General features: G+C 69.5%; 14 protein-coding genes. 6 read left to right on the top strand and 8 right to left on the bottom strand.

Features of this window, described 5'->3' with window-relative positions; genetic code table 11:
* Window positions 1-163: 163 nt before the first annotated feature.
* The 4 genes from WBN91_RS34650 to WBN91_RS34635 form a co-directional block, all read right to left on the bottom strand.
* Window positions 164-1,975, bottom strand: a complete 1,812-nt coding sequence (locus tag WBN91_RS34650; protein ID WP_337729432.1) for a family 43 glycosylhydrolase — start codon at window positions 1,973-1,975, stop codon at window positions 164-166.
* Between the two features lie 391 nt (window positions 1,976-2,366).
* Window positions 2,367-2,981, bottom strand: a complete 615-nt coding sequence (locus WBN91_RS34645; protein ID WP_337728645.1) for an expansin EXLX1 family cellulose-binding protein — start codon at window positions 2,979-2,981, stop codon at window positions 2,367-2,369.
* 344 nt (window positions 2,982-3,325) lie between these two features.
* Window positions 3,326-4,648, bottom strand: coding sequence for an extracellular catalytic domain type 1 short-chain-length polyhydroxyalkanoate depolymerase (locus WBN91_RS34640; RefSeq protein WP_337728644.1), 1,323 nt, complete (start codon window positions 4,646-4,648; stop codon window positions 3,326-3,328).
* Window positions 4,649-4,658: 10 nt separating this feature from the next.
* Window positions 4,659-5,942: a ricin-type beta-trefoil lectin domain protein gene (locus WBN91_RS34635; protein ID WP_337728643.1), complete on the bottom strand. Its 1,284-nt coding sequence runs from the start codon at window positions 5,940-5,942 to the stop codon at window positions 4,659-4,661.
* Window positions 5,943-6,807: 865 nt separating this feature from the next.
* On the opposite strand from WBN91_RS34635, the gene WBN91_RS34630 reads away from it, so the two are divergent.
* The 5 genes from WBN91_RS34630 to WBN91_RS34610 are packed head-to-tail and all read left to right on the top strand — an operon-like array spanning window position 6,808 to window position 11,503.
* Window positions 6,808-8,295 (top strand): amino acid adenylation domain-containing protein, encoded by a 1,488-nt coding sequence (locus WBN91_RS34630; RefSeq protein ID WP_337728647.1) that lies wholly within the window; start codon window positions 6,808-6,810, stop codon window positions 8,293-8,295.
* Window positions 8,292-9,482, top strand: coding sequence for a hypothetical protein (locus WBN91_RS34625; protein WP_337728642.1), 1,191 nt, complete (start codon window positions 8,292-8,294; stop codon window positions 9,480-9,482). The genes WBN91_RS34630 and WBN91_RS34625 overlap by 4 nt, the downstream gene beginning before the upstream one ends.
* Before the next feature lie 11 nt (window positions 9,483-9,493).
* Complete coding sequence (locus tag WBN91_RS34620) at window positions 9,494-10,294, top strand: enoyl-CoA hydratase/isomerase family protein (RefSeq protein WP_337728641.1); 801 nt, start codon at window positions 9,494-9,496, stop codon at window positions 10,292-10,294.
* 22 nt (window positions 10,295-10,316) lie between these two features.
* On the top strand, window positions 10,317-10,826 hold the full coding sequence (locus WBN91_RS34615; RefSeq protein WP_337728646.1) for a sigma-70 family RNA polymerase sigma factor: 510 nt from the start codon (window positions 10,317-10,319) through the stop codon (window positions 10,824-10,826).
* Window positions 10,823-11,503, top strand: a complete 681-nt coding sequence (locus WBN91_RS34610; protein ID WP_337728640.1) for an anti-sigma factor family protein — start codon at window positions 10,823-10,825, stop codon at window positions 11,501-11,503. Before WBN91_RS34615 ends, WBN91_RS34610 begins: the two co-directional genes overlap by 4 nt.
* Before the next feature lie 3 nt (window positions 11,504-11,506).
* Here the strand turns inward: WBN91_RS34610 and WBN91_RS34605 are convergent, their stop codons facing one another.
* Genes WBN91_RS34605 through WBN91_RS34590 form a run of 4 tightly spaced genes read right to left on the bottom strand, consistent with a single transcriptional unit; the run spans window position 11,507 to window position 16,039 of the window.
* Window positions 11,507-12,979, bottom strand: coding sequence for a glycoside hydrolase family 43 protein (locus tag WBN91_RS34605; protein ID WP_337728639.1), 1,473 nt, complete (start codon window positions 12,977-12,979; stop codon window positions 11,507-11,509).
* Between the two features lie 15 nt (window positions 12,980-12,994).
* A complete protein-coding gene (locus WBN91_RS34600) occupies window positions 12,995-13,831 on the bottom strand; it encodes a carbohydrate ABC transporter permease (protein WP_337728638.1) in 837 nt (278 codons plus the stop codon).
* Window positions 13,828-14,778, bottom strand: coding sequence for a carbohydrate ABC transporter permease (locus WBN91_RS34595; protein ID WP_337728637.1), 951 nt, complete (start codon window positions 14,776-14,778; stop codon window positions 13,828-13,830). Before WBN91_RS34595 ends, WBN91_RS34600 begins: the two co-directional genes overlap by 4 nt.
* A 7-nt stretch (window positions 14,779-14,785) precedes the next feature.
* Window positions 14,786-16,039 (bottom strand): ABC transporter substrate-binding protein, encoded by a 1,254-nt coding sequence (locus WBN91_RS34590; protein ID WP_337728636.1) that lies wholly within the window; start codon window positions 16,037-16,039, stop codon window positions 14,786-14,788.
* Between the two features lie 158 nt (window positions 16,040-16,197).
* On the opposite strand from WBN91_RS34590, the gene WBN91_RS34585 reads away from it, so the two are divergent.
* Window positions 16,198-17,235: a LacI family DNA-binding transcriptional regulator gene (locus WBN91_RS34585; RefSeq protein ID WP_337728635.1), complete on the top strand. Its 1,038-nt coding sequence runs from the start codon at window positions 16,198-16,200 to the stop codon at window positions 17,233-17,235.
* Window positions 17,236-17,404: the final 169 nt, after the last annotated feature.

Below are 17,404 nucleotides of genomic sequence, written 5' to 3'. Positions count from 1 at the left end.
GTTGGCTTTGCCAGGCCATGCGGTGGGGGAACCGACGCCCTTCACCCCCCATCGGTGGTCTCCCTGCTAGCTTTTAATCTTGAGAGCGCGCCAGCGCGTTCAGCTTGAGAGCGAAGCGCGTTCAGCTTGAGAGCGAAGCGCGTTCAGCTTGAGAGCGAAGCGATTAAGGAACGACGACGTCGAGGAGAACGTCGGTCAGGTCCGCTCGCAAGTCGCGAGCAGGGCTGAGGTTGAAGACGGGAACTCCCTTCTTGCCGAAGTGGACCCGGTGCATCGCGGACGAGACCACCTCGTGGATCACGGGCGCGGCAACCGCGTGATAGCAGATCCAGGTGTTGCCGTCGTAGTCGGTGAACAGGGAGTTGTGCCCGGCACCATAGAGCCCTTCCACCGACCGGTAGTTCACGATCGGCGTGATCGCCTTGGACCACGCGGCGGCATCCAGGTAGTCACCGCCTCGGGGAATGCTCAGCAACCCGATGGAGTAGGTGTAGCCCCTGGCCGCTCCACCGGAGTACGTGATGTACACGGTCTCGTCGGTCAGCAACGGGTACGGGCCTTCGTTGTTGATCGTCCCGTGCACGTTCTCCCAGCCGTACAGCGGGCGCGTCAACACCACCGGTTCGCTGATGAGACGAGTGGGATCAGCCGCGGTCGTCTCCGCGATGCAGACCATGCTGCCCGTGTCCATCGGCGAGCCCAGACCCGTCCGGGACGACCAGAGGAGGAAGCTCCTCCCGTCAGCTTCGAAGTAGGTCATGTCCAGCGTGATGGTGCCGCTCTCGGCCAAGTGCGAGCCGTCGGCCTTCCGGACCCGTACGGGGGTCTCCCAGCTGTCGGCCCGCATGATGTCGTGACCCTTCTTGAGTCGCATCATGTAGCACTGCGGCCCCCATTCGGTGCCGCTGACCGCGAACAAGATGTAGAGGTCATCGCCGATCCGGTGGAACTCAGGGGCCCAGAAGGTCTGCACGAAGCCCCTGCTCTCGTCCACGTCGAGGATCACCTGCTCGCGGAACCCGTCGTCGAACAAGCCGTTGATCGTCTCGGACTCCCGGACGTAGAAGCCGATGTCGCCCACGTTGTCGTTGGTCGCGATGAAGTAGTACTTCCCTTCCCAGGGCAGGATCACCGGGTCCGCGTACCCGCGCGCCAACGGGTAGGGGTGAACGGGGGTCTGCACCTTGCCGGTGGCCCGGTAGGTTCCCGGCGCCGAGAAGTCCACTGCACTGGTGTCCCAGGCGACGGACTTGTCGGCGGTGGAGCCGTCGGAGTAGACGGCTGTCGCCTTCACTGCGGCCAGGTCCGACGGGGAGGACGCGACGACGGTCTTGGGGACGCGGGTTTCCGTGTGCGTCAGGGGCGTCCACCGGTCCCGGACGGCTTGCGCGATGGACGGCTCCACCGCGAGCACGTTTCCCGGGTTGACGTCCGTCAGGTTGGAGGGGTGCGGAACCTGCGGGACCTGCGGGGACCCGGATGCCGGCCGAGGCCCCTTCGATCCTCCTCCTGCGAGGTCGACTACCTGGTTCACGTAGACGTTCCCGTCGGCGTCTCGCCACAGGAACTCGTACTCGCCGGCCGTCTCGTCGTACCGACACTCGACGGCATCGACATGCAGGTAGTTGTGCAACCGGAGGAGCCCTAGGGATCGGAACTCCGTCAGATCGGTCGACGTCCACACCAGGACGCAGCCACGGCTTTCCTCGTCCTGTGCTCCCTGGGGTGCGACACGGACGGCGACCAGCCCGAAGCCGCCTTCTTCGGTGCGGAACAGGAACGGGTTCTTGGCGCCCTTCTCCAGGATCGTGTTGTGCTCGCTGAGGGTGGCTTCGGGGAACACGATGCCGTAGTTCTGGTTGAGCGGCTCGAACGGTGCTCCGTCTTCGCTCAAGGCGAGGTGGATGCTGTTGCTCAGCGAGTCGGTGTACTCGTCGAGTGGGGTTCGGGTGTAGACGAGAACTCTGTGTTCCATGACTTATCTGCACCGTTCAGTCTCTGGACTTGAGAGGGAAACGTTGCGTTCTAAAGATTAAAAGCGCCTCGCCGGCGGGCAGACCGCCAAGGATGACACAACTACAAGGGCGGGGGCTTCTTGCTTGTGCCATCCCCGTATGGCCTGGCAAAGCCAACCACAGATTTCCCCGGGTGCCGCTAAAACTTTTTGCTCGTTCCTCGCAAAAACTTTCGGCTGCACCCGGGGAAATCTGTGGTAGCCCTTCGGGCAGGCCATACGGGGACGACACAAGCAAGAAGCCCAAGTTGAGTTGTGTCCTCCCCGGCGGACTGCCCACTCGCCGGCTTCGCCGAAGAGCCGCGCTGCGCGCGAAGGGCGCGGCTGTGGGCGGAGGAGGGCTGGGTGGTGGCTAGTGCTGGTCGAACTGGAGGGAGGTGGGCTGGATGGCGTTCGGCGTGACCGGGAGGGCGGGCAGTTCCAGGCGTTGGCCGTGGATGTCGGTGACCGCTATCGCGCTGCCGCAGCCCGCGCCGTTCTCCGAGAGGAAGTAGTTGTAGTCCGTTCGGGACAGTTGCTTCCAGCCCGCGTTCGTTCGGACTTCCAACTGTGCCACGGGGTTGCGGTGGTTGATCACCTGGATGCCGCACCACCACTGGCTCGAGCCGGTCTTGTAGCGGATCGAGATGCCGCCCTGCACCGGAGGGCTGACCAGGTGCCACGTGATCGGGATCTCGCCCACTTTCGGGTCGGCGAGCATGGCGAAGGCTTCCTGGCTGAGGTCCAGTTGGCCCACTCGGCAGGGAGAGGGGCACAGGTTGGTGATGCGGACGGTGATGCTGCGGCCGTTTGCGGCCTGGACGTGGATGTAGGCGCCGCAGGCCTTCGAGTCCTCGTAGTCCGACCAGTTCATCGCTGCGGTGAGCGGGTCGGGGCTGGGGTCGTACAGGCAGGCGCCGCTGCCGTCCGAGTCGTAGGAGGTGGCTACGGCGGTGTGGGGGTCGCCGGGCTTGATCTTGCCGACCAAGGGGGCTGCGGCTGGTTGTGGGGGTGTTGTGGTGCTGGGGGTGGTGGTTGTGGTGGTGGGCTGGCTGCTGGTGGTTTCCGGTGGGGTGCTGGGGGCGGTGGTGGCGGTTCCTATTGAGACGGTGCCCGGGGCGGCTTTCGGGTGTCCGGCTTCGCTGGGGTTGGGTAGGGCGATGGCTACGGCTGTGGCAGCCGTTGCGGCGATGACGGCTGCGATCAACCACCGTTTGGACACCGGCACTCCTGGGGCGTGGGGAAGGCAGCCACACTATGCCAGGCCTCCTGACGAAAAACAGCCCGCGCTCCGCCGGTGTGGGCGCGGAGCGCGGGCGTTCTTCGTCACTGTCAGGTTCGGGTCCAGCGTTGGTTGGACTGGCCCGTGCAGGTTGCCAGGCGGGGTTGGGTGCCGTTGGTGGTGTTGGGGGCCTCCAGGCACAGGTTGGACTGTTGGCCGGTGATCGAGCCGTCCGTGTTGAGACGCCACTTCTGGTTGGTGCCGCCGTGGCAGTTCCAGATGATGACCGCCGTGCCCACCGTGGTGCCGCCCGCCTCGGCGTCCAGGCAGCGCCTGGAGTCACCGGTGTAGACGGTCAGTTCACTGGCCGTGGTGGTGGTCCACTGTTGGTTCGTCCCGCTGTGGCAGTCCCACAGTTGCAGGCGGGTGCCGGGGGACGTGGACTGGCCGGGGACGTCCAGGCACTTGTTCGCGCTGGCCACCCGTAGGGGGCCGGTGGTACCGCCGCCTCCGGTGCCGTTGTCCAGGCCCAGGAACGAGATGGCGTAGGCCAGCATGCCGGCTTGCGGGAGGGTGTGGCCCGTGCCGGTGATGCTGACGGCCTCCACCGTCGCCTTGGTCGACGTGTCGCCGTAGCGGGTGCGGGTCCAGTTGGTTTGCGGGCGGTCCGTGGAGGACGGGGTTTGGGTCAGGCCGTGGAGGTTGGTCCACTGCTTGATCTCCTCGCCGAAGTTGCGGTACGACAAGGTGGTGTCCTGGTCGCCGTGCCACAACTGCATCCTCGGGTACCGACCCGTGTAACCGGGGTACATGGCCCGCGCCACGTTGCCCCACTCCTGGGCGGTCTTGGTGACGTTGCCGCCCGCGCACTGGCTGTTCCACAGGGAACCGTTGGTGGTGGCGAAGCAACCCGCCGGGACGCCCGAGTACGCCGAGGCCGCCGAGAAGACGTCCGGGTACTGGGCGGCCAGGACGTTCGTCATCATCGCACCCGACGAGAAGCCGCTGACCACGATCCGGGCCGGGTCGACGTTGTAGCGCTGCCTGGCCCACGCGACCATCGCCATGATGCCCGTGGAGTCGCTGCCCCCGTTGCGGGTCAGGCCCGCCTGGGTGGACACGTCGAAGCACTTCTCCGTGCGGGTGGCCTCGGGGACCACGACCACGTACCCGTACCGGTCGGCCGCGGTCGCGAAGTCGCGGCCGTTGCCGTTGAAGATGGCGCTCGCCGAGCCGCCGCAGTAGTGGACCAGGACGAGCAGGGCGGGTTGCGCGGCGACGTTGTCGGGCGCGTAGACGTACATGTTGAGGTTGGTCGGGTTCGTGCCGAAGTTGGTGATCCGGGTCAGCGTCGCCGCTGACGCCGGGCCGGCGGTCAACAGCACGGTCGACAGCAGGGCCAGGGCTAGGGCCGTCGACAGGAGTCGTCGCATCCGGTGGCCCCTACGCCTTGGCCCAGCGCTGGTTGGCGCCGGTGTGGCAGGTCCACACGATCACCGTCGAGCCGTTCGCGGTGGCCGCGCCGTTGACGTCCAGGCACAGTCCGGTCCGGACGTTGCTGATGGTGCCGTTGGAGTTGAACGTCCACTGCTGGTTGGTGCTGCCCGTGCAGTCCCAGATCCGGGCGCGGGTGCCCGTGGTGGCGTTGTCCGGCACGTCCAGGCACTTGCCCAGCACCCGCAGGGTCTGGCCGTTCTGGCTGAACTGCTGGTTGGCGTTGGTGTGGCAGTCCCAGATGATCGTCGGGGTGCCGTTGGCCGAGTTCGCGCCCTCGACGTCCACGCACCGGCCGGAGGCCTCGCCGCGCAACCGGAACGTCGTCGGGGCGGGCGGCGTCTCGCCGGTGAAGAACTTCCAGACCTCGCCCTTGACCCAGCTGCGCGCGCCGGACTCGCAGCCCGCGCACCCGTCCACCGGTCCCTGCTGGTGCCCGCCGTCGAAGGCCGCCCACACGACGGGGTAGCCGGCGCGGCAGTTCGCGTAGGTGGTGGAGATGTGCGTGCGGCTGCCGGCCGAGGGCTCGGGCGCGTTCTGCGGCGTGCAGCCGTTGTTGCGGACGAACCGGTCGCGCAGGGAGCGGCCCGCGCCGATGTTGTCGGAGATGCCGTGGATGCCCATGTAGGCCACCGGCTGGGTGCCGCCGTTGCAGCCGCTGATCTCGCCGGGGGCGGCGATGGCGGCGACCGCCTTGAACACCGTCGGGCGCGAGCACGCCAGCGAGTAGCTCATCGCGCCGCCGTAGCTGAAGCCGAGGGAGAAGATCTGGCCGGTGTCGACGCACAGGGCGTCGCCGATGCGGCGGATCATGTCGTCGGTGAAGGTGACGTCCTCGCCGCCGGAGTTGGCCCAGCCGTTGGAGATGCCCTGCGGCGCGACGAAGATCGTGCTCTCGTTGGCGAGCCTGCGCAGGCCGTAGTAGGCGTAGACGTCGCCGTCGCTGCCGCCGGAGGCGACGTCGTTGGCCGTGCCGCCCCACCAGTGGAACCCGAACACCAGTCGGTAGTTGCGGTTGACGTCGTAGTTGGCGGGCACGCTGAGGATGAAGCTGCGGTTCTTGCCGCCGCTCTGGATGTTGTGCGTGCCGCTGTTCAACGCGGGCGCCTTGCCACACCCGGGCGTCGCCGCGAGCGAGACACCACCCGAAGCGGCGCTCTCACCCCCTGCCGCCGACGCGGTGCCGGTGAAACCCGCCCCGCTGATGACCAGTGCGGCCAGGGTGACGATCACGTTCCGCCATCGGCGGCCGGCTTGTCGCATGGTTGGTGCTCCGATTCTCGTGGCTTCGTTGCCGGATCTCGGGCATCCGCGGCGGTTCGGACGCGAACCGGTTCGATCGATCAGCACGATACGGGAGGGCTGGTCGAATGGATAGCGAAGGCTGTGATCGAACCGATTCGACGTCTCTATTCGAACAGGCTCACTCCCGGAGCCAGCCCGGGTGTACTTGCCCACCTCCGGCGACCACGACGAAGACGCGAACCCGCCTCCGGCCCCGCCGCCACGCGCGCCCTCGCGCGCCCTCGCCCTCTCGCGCCCTCGCGCCCTCGCGCCCTGGCGGACCCGACCGCCCCGACCGCCCCGACCGCCCCGACCGCCCCGACCGCCCCGACCGCCCCGACCGCCCCGACCGCCCCGACCGCCAGCGTGGGCTCCCCTCGACCCGCAACGCAAGCCCCCACCGACCCCGGCGCACACTCCCCCCGGCCGATCCCCCGCTAGCCCGAACCGACGAACCTCCCCACCCCCGAAAGCCATGTCGAACGTGGATTCGACGTGGTCGCGGCAGGCGTCCACAGGCCGGCGGCGGTTCCCACCAAGCGGCCGTCGTTGACCCGCCCGCACGGCCGCCGTTACCTTGCCGGGTACTTCGGCGAGCCCACGGTGCGCTCGGGTCCGATGTGGAGCGTCGTCGCGTGCAATGCCGCGGCGGGCGCTGGTCTGTGTGTGTCCGAAAAGGACCGATCCCCCCGAATGGCCCATCTTCGCGCTATGTGGAGCATTTTCGCGTCTCGGTTGAACATTCAACGTGTCGGTCTCGTTCGAAGCGGGCGACACCGCACGACCGAGGAGAGGTTCATCGCCCGTGACCGCCATGACCACGCTCCACTCGTTGCCCCCCGACGAGCGCGACCGGTTCCACCGGTTCGTCTTCGGCCCGGAGGAGGCGCCGCCGTTCCACCGCGTCCACGACGCCTTCCGGGCACAGGCGGCCCGGTCCCGGGACACCCCGGCGGTCGAGCACGAGGGCCACCGCCTGACCTACGGGCAGCTCGACGACCGGTCCGACCAGGTCGCCGTCGCGCTCGTCGAGGCGGGTGTCCGGCCCGGCGACCACGTCGGGCTGTTCCTGACCCGGTCCGTGCACATGGTCGTCGGACTGCTGGGCGTGCTGAAGGCGGGTGCGGCCTACGTGCCGCAGGACGTCCGGATCACCCCACCGCACCACCTGGACCACGTCCGCCGCACGGCCGGGATCGACGTCGTGCTGACCACGAGCGAGCACGCCGACCGGGTCGAGGCCGGCACCGTGATCGCCCTGGACACCCTGCCGCACCGCGCCGTCCCCGCGCCGGAGGTGGAACCCGGCGACACCGCCGTGGTCATCTTCACCTCGGGCACGACCGGCGTGCCCAACGGCGTGCGCGTCACGCACGCGAACCTGTGCAACGTCCTGCTCACCGAGCCGGGGTCGCTGGGCGTCCGGCCCGGCGACCGGGTCACCCAGCTGCTCAACATCGCGTTCGACATGGCGGTGTGGGAGATCCTCGGCGCGCTCAGCCACGGCGCCACCCTGGTCGTCCGGGGCAGCAGCGCCCAAGCTGCGGCCGAGACGGCGACCGTCCTCATCGCCACCCCCGGCCTGCTGTCCACATTAGACAGGCGGAGGTGCCCCGACGTGCGGACCGTCGCGGTGGCCGGCGAGCGCTGCCCGCAGCCGCTGGCCGACGACTGGTCCCGGCAGGCGGTGTTCCACAACGCCTGCGGCCCCACCGAGGTCACCATCGTCAACACCGTGAGCCGGTACGACGGGCGCACCCTCACCATCGGCCGGCCGGTGCCCAACTCGACGGTCTACATCCTCGACGAGGACCTGCGCCCGTGCCGCATCGGCGAGGTCGGCGAGATGTGGGCGGGCGGCGCGTGCGTGACCGCCGGGTACCTCGGCAACGACGTCCTGACCGCCCAGCGCTACCGGCCCGACCCGTTCCTGGGCGGCGACCACGTGATGTTCCGGACCCGCGACCTGGGCCGCTGGACGCCCGAGGGCGAGCTGGAGCACCACGGCCGCACCGACGACCAGGTCAAGGTCCGGGGCTTCCGGGTGGAGCTGGACGCGGTCACCTCCGCGCTGGAGACCACCGAGGACTGCGTGCGCGCCACCACGGTCCTGCACGACGGCGCGCTCGTCGGGTTCGTCAGCCCCGCGACCGTCGCACCGGACGCCGCCCGCGAGGCCGTCGCGCGCGCCCTGCCCTACTACTGCGTGCCGACGCTCATCGTCCCGGTCGACCAGCTGCCCCTGACCGACCGCGGCAAGGTCGACCGCGCCGCCCTGCGCGCCCTGGTGACCGTCGCATGACCGCGCTCGAGACGACGACCGCGGGCGCCCGGTTCCGGCGGCGCCCCTACACCCACCACAACCGGCTGGCGGCGGCGGTCGTGCTGGTGAACCTGGCGCTGCTGGGCGCGGACCCGGCGGACATGGTCGTGGCCAACCTGACCCTGGCGGTGCTGATCCGCCAGCAGCTCGTGATCAACCTGCTGTTCCGGCTGGCCACCAGCGCGCCCACGACGTGGCCGCTCAAGGTCCGGTGGACCCTGGGCAAGGTCTACCACTTCGGCGGCCTGCACGTCGGCGCGGCGGTGTGCGCGACGGCGTGGTTCGCCGTCCTCGCCTGGACCACCGCCGATCCCCTGGCCTGGACGATCCTGGCCGTGCTCGTGGGCATGATCGTGTTCGCCCTGCCCGCCCTGCGCGCCCGGCGGCACGACCTGTTCGAGCGGACCCACCGGTTCGCCGGCTGGACCAGCCTGGTCCTGTTCGCGGCGCACGCCGCCGCCCAGCCGGGTTTCGTCGGCTCCACGCACTTCTGGCTGCTGCTGGCGGTCGTCACGAGCGTCGCGCTGCCGTGGTTGCGCCTGCGCAAGGTGCCCGTCCGGATCGTGCGCCCGTCCCGGCACGTCGCCCTGGTGTCGTTCGACTACGGCGTCACCCCGTTCGCCGGCTCGTCCACGGCGGTCAGCCGCAACCCGCTGCTGGAGTGGCACTCCTTCGCCAACGTGCCCTCCCCCGGCCGCACCGGGTTCCGCCTGACCATCTCCCGGGCGGGCGACTGGACCGGCAGCCTGATCGACGACATGCCCACCCACCTGTGGGTCAAGGGCATCCCCACCGCCGGCGTCGGCAACATCGACAAGCTGTTCACCCGCGTGGTCTGGGTGGCCACCGGCAGCGGCATCGGCCCGTGCCTGCCGCACCTGCTCTCCGGCGACACCCCGTCCCGGCTGGTGTGGTCCACCCGCGACCCCCGCGCCACCTACGGCGACGACCTGGTGGACGAGATCATGGCGGTCCAACCGGACGCGATCGTCTGGGACACCAACCGCGACGGCAAGCCGGACCTGGTGGAACTGGCCCTGCGCGCCCACCGCGAGTTCGCCGCCGAGGCCGTGATCTGCATTTCCAACAAGAAGACGACCTGGCACGTCGTGGAATCACTCGAGGCGCGCGGGGTGCCCGCCTTCGGCGCGATCTGGGACTCGTGAGGAGAGACGAAGTGGACTACTCGACACTCGCCGTCGACACCGACGACGACGGCATCACCACGCTCACCGTGACCCGCCCCGAGGCCCGCAACGCGTTGTCCGGCCAGGTGCTCACGGAACTCGCGCACTTCCTGTCCACGCAGAGCCCGACGGGCGTGGTCCTCACCGGTGCGCCCGGTCCGGCGTTCGTGGCCGGCGCCGACATCCGCGAGATGGCCGGGATGACCCCGGCGGAGGGCGAGCGCTTCGGCGCCCTGGGCCAACGCGTCACCCGCCTGGTCGAGGAGGCCCCGTTCCCGGTGGTGGCCGCCGTCGACGGCTACGCCCTCGGGGGTGGCTGCGAGCTGGTGCTGGCGTGCGATTTCGCCTACGCCACCCGCAAGGCGGTGTTCGGCCAGCCCGAGGTGGTCCTGGGGCTCATCCCCGGGTTCGGCGGCTGCGTGCGGCTGCCGCGGCTGGTGGGACCGGCGGTCGCCCGCGAACTCATCTACACCGGGCGGCACGTCGACGCCGAGGAGGCCCTGCGGCTCGGCCTGGTCACGTCGGTGTTCGATGACAGACCCACGATGCTCGCCGCCGCCCGCGCGGCGCTGCGCAGGATCGCCGGGAACTCGCCCGTCGCGGTGTCCCTGGCGAAGGCGGTGCTCAACGGCGTGCGGGGCCGAACCGTCCCGGAGGGGCTCGACGTCGAGCTGGCGGCGTTCCGGGAGGCGTTCACCACCGACGACCGGCACGAGGGCACCACCGCGTTCCTGGCCAAGCGCCCGCCGGACTTCGGCCGCGCGCGCAACCAGCCCACGTTCACCGACTAGACCACCGCAGAGGAGGTTCGCCATCAACGACACTCATACCGCGGCGCTGCGTGCCCTCCACGACGAGCACGCGCCTGCGCTGTGGCGGTACGTGCGCCGGTTGACCGGGGACGACGAGTTGGCCAGTGACGTGGTGCAGGAGACGTTGCTGCGGGCGTGGCGCAATCCCGAGGTGTTGGAACAAGGGGGTTCGGCGGCTCGGGCATGGCTCTACACCGTGGCCCGCAACGTCGTCATCGACGAGCGGCGCAGTGCGCGCGCCCGGTGGGAGGTCGGCGCCGGGTGGGTGCCCGAACGCGCCCGCTCGGACCACAGCGACGCCGCGTTGGACGCCTGGTTGGTGGCCGACGTGCTGACCCAGTTGACACCCGAACACCGGACGGTGATCGTGCGGGCGTATTACATGGGTCAGTCGGTCGCGGAGTTGGCCGCACTGCTGGACATCCCCGAGGGGACGGTGCGGTCCCGGCTGCACTACGGTTTGCGGGCACTGCGCCTGGCGTTGGAGGAGAAGGGGGTCACCGGACGGTGAGACCGCCTGTCGACCCGTACCGGGACTGGGGTGCCGCGTACGTGCTGGGATCGCTCGCGCCCGCGCAGCGGCGGGAGTTCGAGGCGCACCTGGCCGGGTGCCGGGACTGCGCGGCGGACCTCGCGTCGCTCGCGGGGGTGCCCGGCCTGTTGTCGGTCGTGCCGCGGGAGCGGGCGGCGGCGTTGCTGGAGCCGGAGCCGCCCGGCGAGCCGTCCGTGCTGGCCGGGCTGCTGGCCGCCGAGCGGGCTCGGCGGCGGCGGGCCAGGGTGCTGACGGCCGCCGCCGTGCTGGTCGCCGCGTTGATGGGCGCCGCCGTGGCGTTCCTGCTGACGCCGGCCCCGCCGGCGCCGACCCCGGGTCCCCCGCACGTCGCGATGCGCCAGACCGTGCCCAGCCCGGTGACCGCCGCCGTGCGCCTGCTCGACGAGCCGTGGGGCACGCGGATCGAGGTGCGCTGTTCCTACGACCAGCCGGAGGGGCGGTCGTCCCCGACCGTCGAGTACGGGCTGAACGTGGTCGACGGCCGAGGCCACGCCGTCCAGGTCGCTACCTGGACGGCGGGCCCCGGCTCCACCACCCGGCCGGTGGCGACGACCAAGCTGGTGCGCTCGGACGTCACCGCCGTGGAGATCCGGCTCCTGCCCGACGACCTGGTGATCCTCCGCGTCGAGTTCTGAGGGTCACGGTCGTTCGTCGAGGTACTCGAACCAGTCGAACGACGCCGTTCCCTCGGTGACGTACATGCCGATGACGCGGCCGGTGAAGCCCGTGGCGACCTCCGTGGACAGGTAGCGCCCGTCGAGCTCGCACAACCGCGTGCCGTCCACCTCGAAGCCGACCAGGTCCGGCCCGAGGACCCCGCCCTTCTCGTCCTCCTCGGTGGGCAGGCGCATGGTCACGCCCAGGGCCACCGGGCCGTCGGGCGCGTCGGCCGACGCCACGACCTGCCGCAGCGGGCCGATGCGCGCGATGACCTCGACCCGACCCGCCGCGACCTCGATGTCGTAGTGGTGGGTCTCGTCGAGCCGCACGGACAGCCCGGCCCGCGCCGAACCCGGGTCCAGCAGGGCCCGCACGCGGCACTGCTGGTGCTGCGGGCGGCGGCCGACGAACGTGTGGACCTGCTCGTCCAGCGACGGCCCGGTGGCGTGCAGGGTCAGCCAGCCGGGGCGTTCGGTCAGCGACCACGACGAGTCGGGCCGGCTGCGCGGCGAGATCCACTCGGGGGCCAGCGCCGGGCCGGTGAAGTCGTCGCGGGCGGGCGGCGGGTCCAGCGGGTGCCAGCGGGCCGGCGCCGGCTCGGTGAGCTCCACCGGGTCGACCTTCGGCCAGCCGTCCTCCCAGTCGACGCGCTTGAGGAACGTCTCCCGGCCCAGCGGGTGGTAGCCGGGGGTGAAACCGCGCGGGCGGGTGGCCAGCAGCACCATGAACCACTCACCGTCCGGGGTGGACACCAGGTCCGCGTGGCCGGTGCTCTGGATCGGGCGGTCGGTGCCGCGGTGGGTCAGGATCGGGTTGTGCGGCGCGGGCTCGTACGGTCCGCGCGGGTGCTTCGCGCGGGCCATCGCCACGGTGTGGCCGCGTTCCGTGCCGCCCTCGGCGATCATGAGGTACCACCAGTCGCCGATGTGGTACAGGTGCGGCGCTTCCGGCCACTGGAGGCCGGTGCCCGACCAGATCGGCCACGGGCCTTCCAGCACCTTGCCCGCCAACGGGTCGATGAGCGCGAGCTGCACGCCGTGCACGGTGCACCAGCAGTTGCCCTCCTCGTCCCAGACCAGGCTCGGGTCGATGCCGGGCAGGTCGATCCACACCGGGTCCGACCACGGCCCGGCCGGGTCCTCGGCGGTGACGATGAAGTTGCCGCCGTGCGAGACGTTGGTGGTGATCATGTAGAACAGGCCGTCGTGGTACCGGATGGTGGGCGCGTAGATGCCGCGCGAGGCGACCGCGCCCTCCATCGGCAGCTGCTCGGGCCGGTCCAGCACGTTGCCGATCTGGCGCCAGTGCACCAGGTCCTTGCTGTGCAGGATCGGCACGCCCGGGAAGTACTCGAAGCTGGAGCACACCAGGTAGTAGTCGTCGCCGACCCGGCACACGCTGGGGTCGGGGAAGAAGCCGCCCACCACCGGGTTGTCGAACGTCCTTGTCACGCTTCCGCCTCCGGGTCAGCCCTTGAACGCGCCGTCGAGGATGCCCGCGACCATCCGCCTGCCCACGAACACGAACAGCACCAGCAGGGGCAGGGTCGCGAGGAACGAGCCGGACATGGCCAGCCCGAGGTCGATGTCGAAGTTGTTCTGCAACGCCTTGATGGCGATCTGCGCGGTGAACCGCTCGGGCGACTTGAGCACGATGAACGGCCACAGGAAGTCGTTCCACGCCGTCACGAACCCGAACAGCCCCAGCACGAACGCCGCCGGCCGCACGATCGGGAACACGATCCGCCAGAACACCTGCCACGTCGACGCGCCGTCGAGGTAGGCCGCCTGCATCAGCTCGTCGCTGATCGTGGACACGATGTGCTGGCGCATCCAGAAGATGCCGAACGCGCTGGCCAGCCCCGGCACCACCAGCGCCTGGAGCGTGTCCACCCAGCCCAGCTCGGACATGATCAGGTACTGCGGGATCACGGCGAGCTGCGTCGGGACCGTCATCGTCAGCAGCACCACCAGGAACAGCGTGTTGCGCGCGGGGAACCGCAGCTTGGCGAAGGCGAACCCCGCCAGCGCGCACAACAACGCCTGCCCCACGCCGATCGACGTGGCGACGACGAGGCTGTTGATGATGGACTCCAGGAACGGGACGGTGTTGAACACCAACCCGGCCAGGTGGAAGAAGTTGTCCCCCGGCACCACTTCCGGCGGCATCTTCGTGGCCGTCGCCGTGTCGGTGGTGGCCACGATGAACATCCAGTACAGCGGGAACAGCGACACCAGCGCCGCGCCACCCAGCACCACGTACTGCCACCAGCGGACGCGGCCGACCGCGCGCGTGGCACTCATCGGTCCGCCTTGATCCGGCTGGACAGCAGGTAGTTGACGGCGGCCACGACCACGACCATGAGGAACAGCGCGACGCCGATCGCCGAGCCGTAGCCGAACTCGTAGCGGCCGAAGCCCAGTTCGTACAGCAGCAGCGTGAGCGTCTGGCACTGGCGCACCGAACCGCAGGTCAGCGACTGGCCGGGCGTGACCAGCAGCGGCTCGGTGAAGATCTGCAAGCCGCCGATGGTCGAGGTGATGACCGTGAAGATGATCACCGGCCGCAGCACCGGGACGGTGATGTGCCAGAACCGCTGCCACCCGCCCGCGCCGTCGATGGCCGCGGACTCGTAGACGTCGCGCGGCACCGCCTGGAGGGAGGCCAGGTAGAGCAGGGTGGTGTAGCCGAACCACCGCCAGGTCACCATCACCGCGATCACGACGTGGCTGCCGAAGGTGGACTGCACGAAGTCCACCGGGTCGACGCCGAACAGCCCGAGGAACCAGTTGAGCAGGCCGAAGTCGCGGTCGAACATCTGCGCGAACACGATCGCGGTGGCCGCCACCGACGTCACGTACGGCACGAGCACCGACATCCGGAAGAACACCGCGAACCGCAGCCGGGCGTGGTTGAGCAGGTGCGCCAGCAGCAGGGCCGCGAACAGCTGCGGCACGGTGGACAGGAACCAGATGCTGACCGTGTTGCGGGTGGCGTTCCAGAACCGCGGGTCGTCCAGCATCCGCGTGAAGTTGTCCATGCCGATGAAGGTCTGGTCGCCGATCGGGTTCCAGTCGAACAACGCCACGTAGAACGTGAACAGGAACGGGAACAGGCCGAACACGGCGAACAGGACGAAGAACGGCGCGATGTAGGCGTAGGGCGCCAGCCGCTCCCGCAGAGGGGTGCCCACGCGCGTGGCGGGCGGTTCCGCGGGAGCGACCGGGACGGGCGCCAGTGTGGTGCTCACCGGCGCCTCACTTGCCGATGGCCGTCTTGATGTTGCGCACGGCGTCGTCCCACGCCGTCGCCGGGTTGCCGTTGTTCTGCTCGACGTTGGTGATGGCGTTGAGGAACTCGGTGCCGATCGTCGCGCTGTCCGGTCCGATGTAGAACGGCTTGAGGCCGACCAGGGACTCCGGGTAGATCTTGCCGATCGGGGCGTTGGAGAAGAACGGCTCGTTGCGGCCGGTCAGCTTCGGGTCCTGGTAGACCGACGGCGTGGTGGGCAGTGCGCCGGAGTTCACGAAGTGCTCCAACTGGCCCTGCGGCGACTGCATCGCCTTGATGTACTCCCAGGCGGCCTGCGGGTTCTTGGCGCGGGCGGGGATCGCCAGGTAGCTGCCGCCCCAGTTGCCGGACTTGCCGGGGATCGCGGCCAGGTCCCACTTGCCCGCGGTGTCGGGGGCGTTGCTGCGGATGGCGTTGAGCATCCACGAGGGCGCGGCCAGCACGGCGAACTTGCCCTGCTGCATCGCGGCGCTCCAGCCCTCGGCGAAGGAGGACTGCTTGGCGGTGATGCCCGCCTGCGCGGCCTTGATGCCCAGTTCGAACGCCGACTTCACCTGCGGGTTGGTCGAGTAGACCAGCTCGCGCTTGTCGTCGTAGTACTTCTGGCTGCCCTGGTTGACCGCCTGGTAGAAGACGCTGGTCGCGACGTTGTCGACGAACGGCTGCCCGGTCTTCTCGGTGTAGCGCTTGCCGGTCTCGATGAAGGCTTCCCAGTCCGGCCACAGCTTGCTCACCGACTCGCGGTCGGTGGGCAGCCCGGCGGCGGCGAACAGGTCGGTGCGGTAGGCCATCGCCATGCCGCCCACGTCGGTGGGGATGCCGAGGATCTGGCCGTCCTTGGCGATGCTCTGCGACATCACCCAGTCCAGGTAGTCGCCCTTGATCTGGTCGGCGCCGAAGGTCTTGAGGTCGACGAAGTTCTGCGGCTGCTCGACGAACTTGGGCAGGTCGTCGCCCTGGATCAGCACCAGGTCGGGCACCTTGCCGCCGGCCAGGGCGGTGGTCAGCCCCTGCGCGGTCTCCTGGGCGTTGCCGACCTCGGTCAGCTTGACCTCGACGTCGGGCCGCTTCTTCTTGTACTCCTCCACGGAGGCCTTCTGGTTGATCCCGCTGAAGGACCAGAACTCGAAGGACTTCCCGTCACCGCCGCCGCCCCCGCCACTGCCAGGAGAGCACGCGGCGGTCAACAGGACCGCGGCGACGATGGCGCGGAGTTTCATGGATGGCCTCCAGGGCGAGCGGGCGGCGTCTACGACCGGCTTCGAAATATTCGACGAAATACCGGAATCTTTCGGATCGGACCGTAGGCTGACCATCCGGCGATCGTCAAGCACTTGCGCAACCGGACCGAAACCTTTCGAGGGCTACACTTCGCCCCATGAGCCGGGCGCGCCGACCGAACACCACCCCCACCGAGGACACGGGCGCGACCATCACCCAGCTCGCCGCCCTGGCCGGCGTCTCGGTCGCCACGGTGTCGAAGGTCGTCAACGGCCACCCCGACGTAGCCGCCGAGACGAGGGCGTCGGTAGAGGGCATCATCCGCGAACACGGCTACCGCAGACGCCGCCGAGCCACCCGCGCCAACCTGGTCGAGGTGGTCCTCCACGCCATCGAGGGCGACTACGCCACAGAGATGCTCAACGGCGCCGCCCGCGTGGCAGCAGCCCACGGCCTGGCCGTAGCCGTCTCGGAACTCAGCGGCGCCCACACCCCCGACCGAGACTGGATCGAAGGCGTCCTGGCCCGCCGACCAGCAGGCGTGGTAGCGGTCTTCTCCGGCCCCACCCCGGCACAACGAGAACGCCTACGCAGCCGAGGCATCCCCATCGTCCTGGTGGACCCCACCGACGAGCCCGGCCCGCAGGTGTGGTCGGTAGGCGCCAGCAACTGGAGCGGCGGCCTGTCAGCCACAAGACACCTGCTGGACTTGGGCCACCGCAAAATCGCCACCATCACCGGCCCTTCCAGAACCCTCTCCGGCAGAGCCCGCCTGGACGGCTACCGAGCAGCCCTCGACACGGCAGGCGTCCCGGTAGACCCAACCCTCATCCGAGAGGGCAACTTCCAAATAGCCGACGGCCGCACCCACGGCAGAGACCTGCTACACCTCCCCGACCGCCCAACAGCCATCGTGGCGTGCAACGACGGAACAGCCTTGGGCGTCTACCAAGCAGCCCACGAGGCAGGCCTACGCATCCCCGAAGACCTCAGCGTGGTCGGCTTCGACGACATCCCCTCGAGCCGAGACATGATCCCCCCGCTGACCACGGTCAGACAGCCACTGCGCGAGATGGCAGCGGCGGCAACGGAAGTCATCGTGGCCCTGTCCCGAGACGAACCCCCAAAACAAAGCCGCCTGGTCCTGGCCACAGACCTGATCATCCGCTCCAGCACCGCCCCACCCCCACCCTGACACCAACCCGCCCCAAGGCCGGAAGCCCGCAGGGGAAGCTCTTGCGCCCGAAGGGCGTGCTCTTCGAAGTGCCTCGCGCAGCAGACCTCCCCCCTGGGCTTCTTCCGTCATCCCCGTATGGCCTGCCCGAAGGGCTACCACGCTTTTGGTCGGGTGCAGCCGAAATTTT

The organism is Saccharothrix sp. CCNWYY140, from assembly GCF_037401995.1.
GTDB lineage: Bacteria > Actinomycetota > Actinomycetes > Mycobacteriales > Pseudonocardiaceae > Actinosynnema.
The sequence above is the reverse complement of the archived record's forward strand: the minus strand, read 5'-3'. Positions and strand labels throughout refer to the sequence as shown.